Source organism: Streptomyces sp. RKAG337 (genome assembly GCF_023701715.1).
Taxonomy (GTDB): Bacteria; Actinomycetota; Actinomycetes; order Streptomycetales; family Streptomycetaceae; genus Actinacidiphila.
The window spans coordinates 1,577,005-1,590,786 of the sequence record NZ_JAJOZA010000001.1 but is presented as its reverse complement, the minus strand read 5'-3'; the positions used below and the strand labels follow the sequence as shown (position 1 = coordinate 1,590,786).

Annotated in this window: 13 protein-coding genes; 8 read left to right on the top strand and 5 right to left on the bottom strand. The window is 71.1% G+C overall.

Annotated features, from left to right (window positions below; all coding sequences use genetic code 11):
* Nucleotides 1-28 precede the first annotated feature (28 nt).
* From ngcE to LNW73_RS07005, 4 genes are read left to right on the top strand one after another with little or no spacing between them, the layout of a single operon-like run.
* Nucleotides 29-1,447 (top strand): N-acetylglucosamine/diacetylchitobiose ABC transporter substrate-binding protein, encoded by a 1,419-nt coding sequence (gene ngcE / locus LNW73_RS07020; protein ID WP_250989345.1) that lies wholly within the window; start codon nucleotides 29-31, stop codon nucleotides 1,445-1,447.
* Nucleotides 1,448-1,490: 43 nt separating this feature from the next.
* Nucleotides 1,491-2,420, top strand: a complete 930-nt coding sequence (locus LNW73_RS07015) for a carbohydrate ABC transporter permease (RefSeq protein ID WP_250989344.1) — start codon at nucleotides 1,491-1,493, stop codon at nucleotides 2,418-2,420.
* A gap of 11 nt (nucleotides 2,421-2,431) precedes the next feature.
* On the top strand, nucleotides 2,432-3,343 hold the full coding sequence (locus tag LNW73_RS07010) for a carbohydrate ABC transporter permease (RefSeq protein ID WP_250989343.1): 912 nt from the start codon (nucleotides 2,432-2,434) through the stop codon (nucleotides 3,341-3,343).
* Nucleotides 3,344-3,374: 31 nt separating this feature from the next.
* On the top strand, nucleotides 3,375-4,199 hold the full coding sequence (locus tag LNW73_RS07005) for an aldo/keto reductase (protein WP_250989342.1): 825 nt from the start codon (nucleotides 3,375-3,377) through the stop codon (nucleotides 4,197-4,199).
* A 5-nt stretch (nucleotides 4,200-4,204) separates the two neighbouring features.
* Here the strand turns inward: LNW73_RS07005 and LNW73_RS07000 are convergent, their stop codons facing one another.
* Genes LNW73_RS07000 through LNW73_RS06980 form a run of 5 tightly spaced genes read right to left on the bottom strand, consistent with a single transcriptional unit; the run spans nucleotide 4,205 to nucleotide 8,789 of the window.
* Complete coding sequence (locus LNW73_RS07000; RefSeq protein ID WP_250989341.1) at nucleotides 4,205-5,203, bottom strand: Gfo/Idh/MocA family protein; 999 nt, start codon at nucleotides 5,201-5,203, stop codon at nucleotides 4,205-4,207.
* Between the two features lie 38 nt (nucleotides 5,204-5,241).
* The gene (locus tag LNW73_RS06995) at nucleotides 5,242-6,531 is read right to left on the bottom strand and encodes an NDP-hexose 2,3-dehydratase family protein (protein WP_250989340.1); all 1,290 of its coding nucleotides are present in this window, start codon (nucleotides 6,529-6,531) and stop codon (nucleotides 5,242-5,244) included.
* Nucleotides 6,528-7,064, bottom strand: a complete 537-nt coding sequence (locus LNW73_RS06990; RefSeq protein ID WP_250989339.1) for a hypothetical protein — start codon at nucleotides 7,062-7,064, stop codon at nucleotides 6,528-6,530. The genes LNW73_RS06995 and LNW73_RS06990 overlap by 4 nt, the downstream gene beginning before the upstream one ends.
* A 2-nt stretch (nucleotides 7,065-7,066) precedes the next feature.
* Nucleotides 7,067-8,506, bottom strand: a complete 1,440-nt coding sequence (locus tag LNW73_RS06985) for a class I adenylate-forming enzyme family protein (RefSeq protein WP_250989338.1) — start codon at nucleotides 8,504-8,506, stop codon at nucleotides 7,067-7,069.
* A gap of 31 nt (nucleotides 8,507-8,537) precedes the next feature.
* Complete coding sequence (locus LNW73_RS06980; RefSeq protein WP_138354271.1) at nucleotides 8,538-8,789, bottom strand: acyl carrier protein; 252 nt, start codon at nucleotides 8,787-8,789, stop codon at nucleotides 8,538-8,540.
* Nucleotides 8,790-9,069: 280 nt separating this feature from the next.
* On the opposite strand from LNW73_RS06980, the gene LNW73_RS06975 reads away from it, so the two are divergent.
* Genes LNW73_RS06975 through LNW73_RS06960 form a run of 4 tightly spaced genes read left to right on the top strand, consistent with a single transcriptional unit; the run spans nucleotide 9,070 to nucleotide 13,679 of the window.
* On the top strand, nucleotides 9,070-10,293 hold the full coding sequence (locus tag LNW73_RS06975) for a nicotinate-nucleotide--dimethylbenzimidazole phosphoribosyltransferase (RefSeq protein WP_250989337.1): 1,224 nt from the start codon (nucleotides 9,070-9,072) through the stop codon (nucleotides 10,291-10,293).
* A complete protein-coding gene (locus LNW73_RS06970) occupies nucleotides 10,290-10,925 on the top strand; it encodes an HAD family hydrolase (RefSeq protein WP_250989336.1) in 636 nt (211 codons plus the stop codon). Before LNW73_RS06975 ends, LNW73_RS06970 begins: the two co-directional genes overlap by 4 nt.
* The gene (locus LNW73_RS06965; protein ID WP_250989335.1) at nucleotides 10,922-12,637 is read left to right on the top strand and encodes a condensation domain-containing protein; all 1,716 of its coding nucleotides are present in this window, start codon (nucleotides 10,922-10,924) and stop codon (nucleotides 12,635-12,637) included. The genes LNW73_RS06970 and LNW73_RS06965 overlap by 4 nt, the downstream gene beginning before the upstream one ends.
* Complete coding sequence (locus tag LNW73_RS06960) at nucleotides 12,576-13,679, top strand: glycosyltransferase family 2 protein (RefSeq protein WP_285390722.1); 1,104 nt, start codon at nucleotides 12,576-12,578, stop codon at nucleotides 13,677-13,679. Before LNW73_RS06965 ends, LNW73_RS06960 begins: the two co-directional genes overlap by 62 nt.
* The last annotated feature ends 103 nt before the right edge of the window (nucleotides 13,680-13,782 follow it).

Sequence of the window (13,782 nt, the reverse complement as noted above, 5' to 3'; positions counted from 1 at the left end):
GAGTCCTGTAGAGGGCGAGGACTTGAGCATGGGATCCGAACTGAACCGCCGGGATCTGGTCAAGCGCGCGATGGCCGTTGGCCTGGTCGCCGTACCGTCGGCATCTTTCCTCACCGCATGTGCCTCCGACAGCGGTGACAAGACCGACAAGCCCAAGGAGACGGGCACGGTGTCCGCCAAGAACCCGCTCGGTGTCAAGGAGGGCGCGCCTCTCGAGGCGTTCATCTTCAAGGGCGGCTTCGGCGACGACTACGTCAAGAACGCCGAGACGGCTTACAACACCACCTACAAGACGACGGTCAAGCACACGGGTACCCAGGCCCTGGGCCCGAAGCTGCAGCCGCGCTTCGCCGGTGGCAGCCCGCCCGACGTCATGGACAACTCGGGTGCCGACAACCTGGACACCGCGGCGCTCGCCAAGCAGGGCAAGCTCGTCGACCTCACCCCGCTGCTCGACGCCGCGTCCTTCGACGACCCGGCCAAGAAGGTCCGCGACACCCTGATCGCCGGCACCATCGAGCAGGGCCAGTACGGCGGCAAGGAGGTGTACGCGCTCAACTACGCGTTCACCGTCTACGGCACCTGGTACTCCAACAAGCTCTTCAAGGAGAAGGGCTGGACGTACCCGCAGACCCTCACCGAGCAGCTCGCGCTGTTCGAGAAGATCAAGGCCGCGGGCATCGCGCCCTACACGTACCCGGGCAAGTACCCGTACTACGTGCACTTCGACATCTTCGCCCAGATCGCCAAGGCCGGCGGCGTCGAGGGCATCAACGCCATCGACAACCTGGAGCCGAAGGCGTTCCAGACCGACGCGGTCAAGGGTGTCATCGCGTACTACGAGGAGCTGGCCGCCAAGGGCTACATCCTCCAGGGTTCCGAGGGCAAGACCCACATCCAGGCGCAGACCGACTGGACGAAGGGCAAGGCCGCCTTCATCCCGAACGGTTCCTGGGTGGAGAACGAGGCAGCGCCCACCATGTCGAAGGACTTCGACCTGGCGGTCGGCCCGATCCAGGGTGCCGCCAGCGACAAGCTTCCGTACGGTGCGATCCGCGCCGCGGCCGGTGAGCCCTTCATCGTCGCCAAGGACGGCAAGAACCCGGCCGGCGGCATGGAGCTGCTCCGCATCATGCTGAGCAAGGCCCAGGCCAAGGCCTTCACCGAGTCCCTGAAGTCCCTGACCGCCGTCGCGGGCGCCGAGGAGGGCCTGACCCTGACCCCGGGTCTCGCCTCCGCGAGCGCGGGCCTCAAGGCCGCCGCCGCCAACGTCGTGAACCCGCGGCTCGGCGACTGGTACAAGAAGCTGAACGAAGAGACGATCGGCAACCTGACCCTCGACCTGCTCTCCGGCAAGATCAAGGCCGCTGAGTGGATCACCAAGGCGCAGGCGGCCTCGGACGCGACCGCGAAGGACTCCGCGATCCCGAAGTTCAAGCACGCCTGACGCTGCTTCACTTCCACTGGCTGAGACGAGAGCGACCGGCGACATGCGACATGGCAAGTACCGGTTCATCATCGGGTTTCTGGCGATTCCTCTGGCGCTGTACGGGGTCCTCGTGATCTCGCCCTTCGTCCAGGACTTCAAGATCTCGATGACGGACTGGAGCGGTATCACACCCGAGCAGAACTGGGTCGGGTTGGACAACTATCAGAAGCTCATCCACAACGACCTGTTCTGGAAGGCGTTGTCGCACAACATCATCATGCTGCTGGTGGTGCCATTGGTGACGCTGTCGCTCGGTCTGTTCTTCGCCTTCATGCTCAACGTCGGAGGCCGCCGCAGGGGAAGCTCTGCGGGGGTCTCCGGCGTGCGGGGATCGTCCATCTACAAGGTGGTCTTCTTCTTCCCGCAGGTGTTGTCGGTCACGATCATCGCGGTCCTCTGGCAGCAGATCTACAACCCGGACCCGAGTGACGGGCTTCTGAATTCCCTGCTGGGAAGCGTGGGTCTCGATTCGCTGCAGCACGCGTGGCTGGGGGACAAGTCCACCGCGCTGGCCTGCATCATGGTCGTCATGATCTGGGCGAACGTCGGCTTCTTCGTCGTCCTCTTCTCCGCCGGGATGGCCTCCATCCCGACCGAGCTCTACGAGGCCGCACGGCTGGACGGCGCCGAGCGCGCCGCGACGTTCTTCAGGATCACGCTGCCGCTGCTGCGTGACACGGTGGCCACCGGCTGGGTCTACATGGGCATCATGGCCATGGACGGCTTCGCCTTCGTCCAGCTGATGTCGGTGAACCTCGGCGGGCCCGACGAAAGCACCGACGTACTGCCGCTGCTGTTGTACAAGACGGCGTTCCGGGACAACAGCCAATACGGTTCCGCGGCGGCGATCGGTGTCGCCATGCTGATCGTGACACTGGTGTTCGCCATTCTCAGCATGCGGCTGTCGCGCCGCGAGCGTATCGAGTTCTAAGGGGTGGCGCGATGACGGCGAACACCGTATCGGTGGAAAATCAGACTTCCGCGGCCCCGGCTGCCGGAAAGGCCCGCCGGAACTGGCGGCGCAGCGAAGGCGGCGTGCTCAACGTCTTCTCGCACGGGTTCCTCTTCCTGTGGGGAATCATGGTCGGCGTGCCCATGCTCTGGGTGTTGTGGAGTTCGCTCAAGACCTCGGGCGATATCCTCGCCCACCCGTGGTCGCTCCCCACTCACCCGCACTTCGAGAACTGGAGTCACGCCTGGAGCGAAGCGAGCATCGGGCAGTACTTCATCAACTCCGCCATCGTGGTCGGTTTCTCGACGGTCGGCACGATGATTCTGGGGTCGATGGCGGCCTATGTCCTGGCGCGTTTCGAATTCCCCGGCAACCGGTTCATCTACTTTCTCTTCGTCAGCGGCATGGCCTTCCCGGTCGTGATGGTGCTGGTCCCGCTCTTCTTCGTCACGAAGAGCATGGGCCTGCTCAACACCTTTCCGGGGCTGATCCTGGTCTACATCGCCTACTCGCTGCCGTTCACCGTGTTCTTCATGACATCGTTCTTCCGGACGCTGCCGACCACGGTGGCGGAAGCGGCACTGGTCGACGGAGCCTCGCACACGCGGACCTTCTTCCAGATCATGCTGCCGATGTCGAAGCCGGGGCTCATCAGCATCGGCGTCTTCAATGTGCTGGGTCAGTGGAATCAGTACCTGCTGCCGATCGTCCTCAATCAGGGCGACCAGAAGAACTACCTGCTCACTCAGGGCCTGGCTGATCTTGCGGTCCAGCAGGGCTACGCCGGCGACTGGGCGGCCCTCTTCGCCGGCCTCGCCATCGCGATGCTCCCGGTGCTCGCCGTCTACGTCGTCTTCCAGAAGCAGATCCAGGCCGGCCTCACCGCCGGTGCGCTCAAGTAGTCACCCGGCGCCGGGGACGGACGGGGGCGGCGTGAGCGGTCTTCCGCGCGTCACCCTCAACACCGGCACCGCGATGCCACAGCTCGGCCTGGGCGTCGGTCATCTGACCGACGCCCAGGCCGCTGTCGCGGTGTCGACGGCACTGGAATGCGGCTACCGCGGCATCGACACCGCCGCGGTGTACGCCAACGAGCGCGGGACCGGCCGGGCGCTCGCCGCCTCGGGGCTGCCGCGCGCCGACCTCTTCGTCACCACCAAGCTGTGGAACGCCGACCAGGGCCACGACCGGACGCTGCGCGCCTTCGACGCCTCGCTGGCCGCGCTCGGCCTGGAGTACGTCGACCTGTACCTGATCCACTGGCCCCAGCCGGCCCGCGAGCTGTACCCGGAGAGCTGGCGGGCGCTGGAACGGATCCACGCCGAGGGGCGCGCCCGCGCCATCGGTGTCTCCAACTTCTGTATCCCGCACCTCGAACGGCTGGCGGCCGGATCCGGCATCGTCCCGGCCGTCAACCAGATCGAGCTGCACCCCTGGTACCAGCGGCCCGCACTGCGGGCCCACCACCGTGCGCGGGGCATCGCCACCGAGGCGTACAGCCCCCTCGGACAGGGCGAGGTGCTCGCGCTGCCGGTGCTCACCGCCATCGCCGGGCGGTACGGGGTGACCGCCGCCCAGGTCGTCCTGCGCTGGAATCTGCAGCTCGGCCACATCGCGATCCCCCGCTCGGCCGACCCGGCCCGGATCCGGCGGAACACGGACCTGCTCGGCTTCACCCTGGACGACGCGGACCTGGCGGCGATCGCGGACCTGGACGCGGGGCACCGGCTGGGGCCCGACCTGAACGGCGTCGGGTAACGGTTCTAGACCGTCACGTGGTGCGCCCGGTCCCTGATCTGCTCCAGCAGCGCCGCCTGGTGCACCAGCGACTCCCCGTACGCGTCGAAGGGCGCACCCGTCAGCACGCGGTGGGCGAACGCCCGGGCCCCGTTGGCGTACTGGTCGTCGGCCGGCAGGACCAGATCCTGCACCGAGTCCTGCCGCTCCCAGCGCACCGACGGCAGCAGATCGGCGGGCGGGGTGAAGGCCCGGTCCACGCTGATCCGGCCCTCGCTGCCCCACAGCGCGTAAGTGGTGCGGTAGGAGGAGTCGAAGCCGAAGGAGAGCTCCGCCGAGACGCCCGCGGGCGTGTGGAACAGGGCGCTGCCGCCCACGTCCACCCCCGTGCGCCCGTCGATCCGCAGCTGGGAGCCGGCCAGGGTGAGATCGGGGCCGAGGAAGTACGTCGCCGCACGGACGGTGTAGGCACCCACGTCCAGCAGGGCGCCGCCGCCGAGTTCCGGGCTGTTGCGGATGTCCCCGGCGGGGCGCGGCGGGACGCCGAAGGCGGCGCTGAAGACCCGCGGTGCACCGATCGCGCCGGCGTCGATCCGCTCGCGCACGGCCGGGTGCTGGGAGTGGTGGAGGAAGAGGAAGTTCTCCATCAGCCACAGACCGTGGTCCCGCGCCGCGGCCACCAGTTCCGCGGCCTCCTCGGCCCCCGTCGTCAGGGACTTCTCGGCCAGTACGTGCTTGCCGGCGGCCAGCGCCCGCATCGCCCATGTGTGGTGCAGGCCGGTGGGCAGGACCACGTACACGGCGTCGACGTCCTCCCGCTCCAGCAGCGCCTCGTACCCGGTGACGGGCTCGCCGCCGAAGCGGTCCGCGAAGCGTGCCGCCTTCGCGGGGTCGCGGCTGGCCAGCGCCGTGATCCGGAGCCCCGGGACGGTGGCGATCGCGGGCAGCATCTTGCGCCAGGCGAAGTCGGCGCAGCCCAGCACCCCGAGCCGCAGGACGCCGGAGGCCGGTTCTGGCTCGCTCATCGGGGTTCCCCTTCACACGTTCCTCAGCGCGCCGCCGGTCACAGGCTCCGCGCACAGGCGAGCAGGGTGCGCGCCTCCACGTTCAGATAATGGCCGTGACCCACCAGTTCCATCAGCTGGGACACGGTCGTCCAGCAGAAGTCCTCCGGCACCCGCACCGGCACCTCGTCACCCACCTCGATCAGCCGGTAGCGGGTCCTGGCGTGGTAGAAACGGCCGCCCTCCTCGGACAGCACCGTGTCGAAGCGCACCTGGTCCTGCGAGGCACCCAGCACCACGTCGAGGAACGGCGGCGCCCCGCCGAAGCCGCCCGCCGCCGCGTCGGGGAGCTGCACGGTGGGCGCGATCTCGACCCGGTCCAGCAGCCCCGGCTCGTGCCCGGCGCGGGCGAGCAGATGCGGTACGCCGTCGATCCGGCGGACGAGGAACGCCGCGAGTCCCAGGCCGCGGGGCGCGAGCAGCGGCTGTGTCCAGCCGGGCACTTCCCGGTTCCCGGCCTGCACCCGTACCGCGATGACGTCGAAGCGGTCCCCGGCCTCGTCGCCTATCCGCCGCGCGGACCGGGTCCAGCCCGGCACGCCGGTCAGCGGCACCAGCCGCGCGGACCAGTCGCAGCGGGTCTTGGCCTCGGTGAACCAGCTGAGGACGTGGCTCATGGCGTGGTGCGCGGCCCCGGCAGAACCGGGGCCCGGGGGGAAGGGCAGCGAGGCGATCACCGAGCGGCTGTCCATGTTGACGAGGTCGTCGACGCGCAGCATCCGCCGCAGGTCGTCCCAGGCGATCCACTGGTGGTCCTCGTGCAGCGGAACGTCCTCGGTCACCCGCACCACCATGTTGCGGTTGCGCTTGTGCCAGAACCAGGTGCCCTGCTCGGACTGCAGGGTGTCCACCAGGACCTGCCCGCGGCCGGGACCGCGGAAGTGGTCGAGGTAGCGGGTCGGCTGGCCGCCGTGCACCCGGGTGTAGTTGCTGCGGGTGGCCTGCACGGTGGGGGACAGCTGCAGGGTGTTGATGTTGCCGGGTTCCATCTTCGCCTGCATCAGACAGTGCGGGACCCCGTCGAAGTCCTTCACGAGGATGCCGAGGACACCGAACTCCGGCTGGTGGATCACCGGTTGGGCCCAGGTGCCGCGGCCGTCCCCGTCGGTCACCCGCAGCCCTTCCACCGAGAAGAACTTCCCGCTCCCGTGGACCAGGTTCCCGGTCGGCTCGTCGAAGGACCAGCCCTCCATCTCGTCGAACGGAATCCGGGTGACGTCGAACCAGCCCGCCCTGGCGCGCTTGGTCCACCACTCCTGGAACGCTTCGGGCACCCCGTCCCAGCTCATCGCCCGGGCACCGGGACGAAGTGCGGGCTGAACGTCTCGTGCAGGTGGATGCGGCTGCCGTCGGAGCAGTTGATGATGTACTCCTTGAACGCGCAGGGCGTACCGGCCCCGCCCGGCGGCCAGCTCGCCAGCCCGTTGTCGAGGATGACGCGGTGCTGCATGGAGTTGCGGGCGCGCAGTTCACGGCCCAGCGGTGTGGAGTCCTGGCTGTCCGCCAGCCACGGCACGGCCGACCCGTCGAAGACGACACGGTTGCTGCTGACGACCTCCCCGGCCGGGGTGAGCAGCGCGGACCTGCGGAGCACCGGCTTCGCGTGCGGCGACAGCCCCAGCTCGTCGCGGATCCGGCGGTCCAGGGAGCCGGCGTCCACCGGGAGCTGGGAGTCGACGCGGACGGTGAGCCGGCAGGCGATGAGTGACTCCAGCAGGATCGTGGTCGATCCCTCGCTCTCCAGCAGCATGCGGGTCTGCGGGGGCAGTTCCATGAACGTGCCGCGTGCGGTGCGGTGGATACCGGGAGCGGAGTTCTCCATGGCTAGCTCGGTTCCGGTCCCCTGAGCGGCTTGCCCATCGCCGACCGGGGGATCTCGTCCAGGAAGCTGATCCGCCGCGGCATCTGGTGCGGGGCCAGCCGGGACTGGCACCACGCGAGCAGTTCCGCGACGGTGAGGTCGGAGCCGGTGACGATGCGGGCGGCCGGTACCTGGCCGCGTACGTCGTCGGGGGCCGCGACCACCTGGACGTCGGTCACCGCGGGGTGCCGGGCCAGCACCCGTTCGATCTCCGCCGGGCTGACCTTCTTGCCCGCGACGTTGATGATGTTCTTCAGCCGGCCGTTGATCCGGATGCCGCCGTCCTCGATCCGGGCCAGATCGCCGGTGCGGTACCAGTCGCCGTCGAAGTCGAGCGGGAGCAGCCCGTCGGTGCCGGTGTAGCCCGCCGCCAACGCGTCGGTGCGCAGCTGCAGTTCACCGCCGCCGGACACGCCGTCGACCGGGACCAGCCGGGGGAAGACGCCGGGGAACGGCGTGCCGACCTCGCCCGGCAGCTGCTCCCCGGTGCTGAGCGCCGCGGAGAGCGCCCCGGTCTCCGAGGACCCGTACGCGTTGTAGAGGGCGAAGTCGTACCGCCCGGTGATGGCGCCGGCCGTGGCCGGGGGCAGCGGGGCGCCCGAGGAGACCGCCATCCGCAGCTCCCCGAAGTCCAGCGGTGCGGCGATGCCCGCCAGCAGCTGGAACTGGAAGGGCAGCCCGACCAGCGTCCCCGCCCCGTGCTCGCGCACCGCGCGGGCCAGTTGGGACGGTATGGACCGGGAGGGGACGTGCCGGACCGGGGTGCCGTGCAGCAGGGGCGCGGCGATGCCGTAGGCGAAGCCGTAGCAGTGGAAGGACAGGGTGCTGACGACGGCCGGCAGGCCCTGCCCGTATCCCATGAACGCCGCGATCCGGTGCGCGTCCGTGAGGACGGTGGCGGCCGGCCGGACCACGCCGGTGGGCGTTCCGGTGGATCCGGAGGTGAGGAAGATCTGCGAGCGGGCCGGGATGCCGGCCAGGCTGTGGGTGGCGGCCCGGGTGTGCGTCCACAGCTCGACACCGCCGTCCGACGTCCGCACGGCGGGCGGCTCCGACGGATGCGGTGGTTCCGACGGCTCCGACGGTTGCGATGGCTCTTGGAGCGTCGCGCTGTCCCCGACGACGAGCCCGCCGAAGTCGGTGGGCGCCCCGGGATCGCTGTGCAGGACGGTCAGTTGGGCCAGGTCCGCGGCGAGGGTGACCACCGCGCGGACGGCCGCGTCGGCGACGTCCACGACCACCGGAACTCCCGCGGTGGGGTGCCGCCCGAGGTGCCCGGCGAAGACTTCCGCCGAGGTGATCAGCTCACGGTAGGTCCAGGCCCGCTTGCCGGAGATGAGGGCGACGGCGTCGCCCCGTCCCGCCCCGTCCCGAACCGCCGCGAAGAATCCGGCGTCCGCCACTGCTCCTCCTGGATATCCGGTCAAGAGCCGGTCAGCGGTGGGTGAGGACGAAGTCGGCCATCCGGCCGACCGACTGGAAGTTCTCCACGTCCAGGTCCTCGTCCGGGATGGTGATGTCGAACTCCGACTCCAGCCACACCAGGGTCTCCAGGATTCCCAGGGAGTCGAATCCGGCGAACTGCCGCAGATCGTCCGTCTCCTGGAGCGCGGCACCGCGCGCTTCCGGCAGGGTTTCCGCGAGGCGGCCGACGAGCGCCGCCACGACTGTCTCCCGTGAAATCATCGTCCCTCTCCCACGCCATGGCAGGATCGCCCCGTACTCAGCCGGTAAGTTGTCTAGACCGGTTGAGGGCGCGAGCGTAACAGCGGGCCCGGTCGGGGCGAAAGGGCTTTCCGTGAAGAGCGCTTGGACTTGTGGCGCGGTCCCTGAACGGCCTCCCGGACAGCTCCCGAGCGCTGGGGATCACCTCGTGACATCGGCAAAACCGCCGCGTACTGTGTGGCCCGGCCGCGGCCGGGGCCGGGGGAGCGGCCGCGGTGAACGCTTCGACGGGGGAGGGCTGGTGGAGGTTTCGAGGGCGGCGGACGGGAGCGGGCACGGCGCCGGTGACCGTGCCGACGGCGGTGCCCACGGTGGTGCCGGCGAGCGTGCCGGAGCGCTGCCGGAGGAACGGCTGGGCGCACTGACCGACGCGGTCGGCGCGTTCGACCGGCGGACCGCGCGGCTGGCACGGCTGGTCGCCGCGACGGGATCCCGACCGGCCGGCAGCCTCGGCCGCCTCGACGAGATCGGCTGGCAGGTCGCGGGAATCCTGCGGACGCACCGCGTCCGGCCACTGCCCGTCGTGGTCTCGGTGCTGGCGGGCGACCACGGGGTGGCGGAGCACGGAGTCTCCGCCCACCAGCCGGAGTCCACGGCCCTGCTCTTCGCGGAGATCGTCGCGGGACGGGCGCCCGTCTGCGCGCTCGCCTCCCGGGTGGGCGGCCGGGTGGCGGCCGCGGACCTGGGGCTGCGCACCGACACCAGGGACCACCGCTACAAGGTCGGGAACGGCACGGCGGACATCACCCGTGCCGACGCGATGACCTATGGGCGGGCGCTGGACGCGATCGAGGCCGGCGCCCGGTTCGCCCACGAGGTCTTCCCCGCCGGGAGCATGGCCGCCTGCGGTGAGATCGGCGTCGGCAACACGACGTCGGCCGCCGCGCTGGCCGCCCGGCTGCTCGGGGCCGATCCGGGGGACCTCGCGGGCAGGGGTTCCGGCGTCGGCGAGGAGACCGTCCGGCTCAAGGCGCGGCTGGTGCAGCAGGCGCTGGAGCGCACGTCCGGGCTCGCCGGCGAGCCGGTCCACGGCGGGGATCCGGTCCGGCAGCTCGCCGCGCTCGGCGGCTACGAGCTGTGCGGCAATGTCGGCCTGATCCTGGCCGCCGCCGCCCGCGGCTGCCTCGTGGTGCTCGACGGCTGTATGACGGCGGTGTCCGCGCTGATCGCCTGCCGGCTGTGCCCGCAGGTCCGCGAGTACCTGGTCGCCTCCCATGTCTCCACCGAACCCGCCCACCGGATGCTGCTGGACGAGATGGGGCTGAAGCCGGTGCTCGACCTGGAGATGCGGCTCGGCATGGGATCGGGCGCCGCGCTCGCGGCCGGCCCGGTCAACGCACTGCTCGCGGTGACCGAACTGGCCGCCGCGTCCGCCCCTCCACCTGCGGCTTCTCCCCCCTCGGCAGAGCAGTCCGGCAACGCAACGGTGCGGACTCCCGACCCTTCAGGAAGCGAACGCATATGACGGTCCGGGGCGTCATCCTCGATCTCGACGGAACGCTCGTGGACTCCCGGGGCGTGCATGTGCGCTGTCTGCGCGCGGCGTGCCAGGACCTCGGGCTGCCGCGGCCGAGCGCGGCCCTCATCGCGACCCGGTCGGCCGCGACCGATCTGGCGACGCTCGCCCGGCTGGCCGGCGAGCCGCTCGCGGAGCGGGCGATGGCGGCCTACAACGCGCACTTCCCGGTCGCGCTCGCGGCCGCGCCCGCGCCGCCCCGGCCGGGCGCCGCCGAGGCGATCGAGGCGCTGGCCGCGCTGGGCCTCGCCCTCGGGGTGTGCACCGGCCGCTCCCGGGCCGCCGCGGCCCTGCTGCTCACCGCCGCGGGCCTCGACGTCCCGCTGCTGGTCGCCCGCGAGGACGTGGACCAGCCCAAACCGGCCCCGGAAGGTCTGCACCGGGCCCGCGGGCTGCTGGGACTCTCCGCGGCCGAGGTGGTCTTCGCCGGGGACACCGCGCACGACGTCCGGCAGGGGGAGGCGGCGGGCATCACCACCTATCTGGTGGGCGGCGCCCCGGGTGCCGCGCTGGCGTCACTCGCCGGACTGCCCGCCCTGCTGACCGCCTCGCCGCTGCCGACCGCCGGGAGCGCGGGGTGAGCGACGCGCAGACGTTCCAGCTGGACTTCACCGGGCTGCGCTCCGCCCAGGCGCCCCTGACATGGGGCCAGCGGGTGATCTACGAGGCGGTGCTGAGCAGGACCGAGGCGCACGGCTACGACTACAACATCAAGTACTTCGTGGAGCTGGACGGCACCTCCACCACCGAGGACGTGCTGGCCGCCCTGCGGCAGGTGGTGGCCGGGTACGAGAGCCTGCGCACCGTCTACCTCCCCGGAGTGGACGGCGCGCCGCCCCGGCAGTCGGTCCAGGGGGAGGGACGGCTGCCCGTCCGGATCGACCGCATGGCGGCCGGCGCCGACCCCGAGGCCGAGACCGTCCGGCTGCACACCCGGATGGCGGAATCCGGCTTCGACCTGTCACACGAATGGGGGATCCGGGTCACGTTGCTGCTGGCGCCCGGGGGAGCGCCGTTCCGCGTCCTCCTCTATCTCTCCCACGTGGCGCTGGACGGCTGGGCGCTGCGGATCCTGGAACAGGACCTGCGGGACCGGCTGGCGGGCCGGCCCGCCGCGGATCCGGCCGGGGCGCCGCGCACCCAGCCGCTGGATCTGGCGGAGCAGGAGCAGTCCGAGCGGGGCCGGGCGATGAACCGCCGGTCGGGCGCGTATGTGCGCAAGGTCCTCGACGGCGCCCCGCGGTCCATGTTCGCGGGGGCGTCGGGCGATCCCGGCGCCGCGCACGGCGAGCTGCGCTCCGCCCCGATGGACGCCGCCGCCCGGACGATCGCCCTGCGCTGTCAGGTGAGCACGGCGACCGTCCACCTCGCGGCGTTCGCGACGCTCCTCGCGCGCCGCAACGGCACCACCCGCTGCGCGCTGAAGACCATCTTCGCCAACCGGGTCGGCGCGGACCGGCAGGGCATGGTCGCCCCGCTCGCCTCCGATGTCCTGCTCTGCCCGGAGGTCTCCGGGCCCGCGTTCGACGACGTCGTCCGCGCCACCCACAAGGACACGCTGCGCGGGTACGCCAGGGCCCAGTACGACCCGGCGGACCTCGACGGGCTGATCGCGGCGGCGGGCGCGGCGCGGGGACTGCGACTGGACCTGTCCGTCCTGCACAACGACACCACCCTGTTGTTCGGCGACCCGGCACAACGGACCCGGACACCGGAGGAAACAGAGGACACGGCGGAGCGGGAGAGCGCGGACGACCGCTCCTTCTCCTGGGCGCCGCCGTTCGCCCTGCCGGCGCTGAAGCTCTACTACAACGTGAGCGCGGAGCCGGACGGCCCGCGCACGGTGCACCGACTCGTCGCGGACACCGCGTACCTGCCCAGGGACGACGTCCGCGGGCTGCTCCTGGACATGGAGACGCTGCTGACCGAGTCCGCCCGCAGTCCCGGGGTGCCGATGGCGGCGTCGCCGGACGGCTACCTCGTCCGGCCCCTGGCAAGGGGCGACGACTGGCTGCTGACCGACTCCTCCTGGGCCGATCTCGGTGCCATGCGCCGGGCCCTGCTCGGCCTGGAACCGGTGGCCGGCGCCGAACTGCTCGTCGACCGGGACACCGGCGGCGTGCCCCGGGTGACGGCGCGGGTGGTCCCGCAGCCAAGGGGTGACGGCGGCCGGCCCGTCACCGTCGGGGAGGTGCGGCGCGCGTACGAAGCGGCGCTCTCCGTCCTGCCCGATGTCGTTCTCCCGCACTACTACATCGTCGAAAGGCCCCAGTTCCGTGTCGCGTCCCACTGACCGACCGACGGTCGGCGTCATCGTCCCCGCCATGAACTCCTCGGACTTCATCGACCAGGCCCTGGGGTCGGTGGCCATGCAGACCCGGCCCGTCGACCGGATCGTCGTCGTGGACGACTGCTCCGACGACGACACCGTGCGGCGCGTGGAGCGCTGGAGCGGGGTGCTGCCGCTGACGCTGGTCCGCAACAGTCGCCGGCTCGGCGTCTGGGGCGCCCGGGGGACCGGGATCGAGCGGCTCGACACCGACCTGGTGTGCCAGCTCGACGGCGACGACGCCTTCCTTCCGCACCACGTCGAGGCGATGTGCGACGCCTACGACGCCGGCCCGGGGCTGATCAGCCCCCGCCCGCTGACCTGGACGGGCCGCGGGCCGTTCGTCCCCGGCACGTACACCAAGGGGCGGCTGCCGCTCCCCGGCGACCAGCTCGTCCAGCTGCTCGCACAGAACTACGTCGTGGTCGGCGCGCTGTACAGCCGGGCGCTGTACGACAAGGTCGGCGGCTTCCGGAAGATCGCCTACGGCGAGGAGTGGGACCTGTGGCTGCGGCTGGTCGCCGCGGGCGCGGTCGTCAGCAAGCCGGCGGACCCCTCGTACGTCTACCGCGTCCGGGCCTCCAGCTACGCGGGCGGCTTCGCGCGGAACGAGGCGGAGACCGAGGTGCTCGGCCGCTTCCTGGCCGAGACCCGGGACCCGCGACTGCGCCGGGCGGTCAAGATCGCCCTGCTCCAGCGGACGGGTACGGACGGTCTGCCGGAGGCACACGATCCGCTGGCGGCGCCCGGGGTGGACGCGGCGGTGCTCGCCCGGGCGGGCATCGGGCGCGATCACCTTGTGTACGTGCGGCGGGATCCGGATCTCGGCTGGGTGCTCGCCGGCCGGGACGAATCGACGGGCGGGCCGGCGACGGCGGTGATCGCGGACGACGGCCGGCTCGTCCTGCGGATGACCGGAGGGGGGAACGACTACGAGGTCACCTTCGTCGAGGACGAGCTGCTGCGCCGCGACACGTCTTCCCTCCGTGACGTCCTGAGGTGCTGAGCGGGCACGGGCGACCTATGACGCATCGGGCTTTCCGTCGCAGAATGGTCTCAGCCCTTGACGGGACATCACCCTAAAGGCTCAGCTTAGGGTTCACATGTTG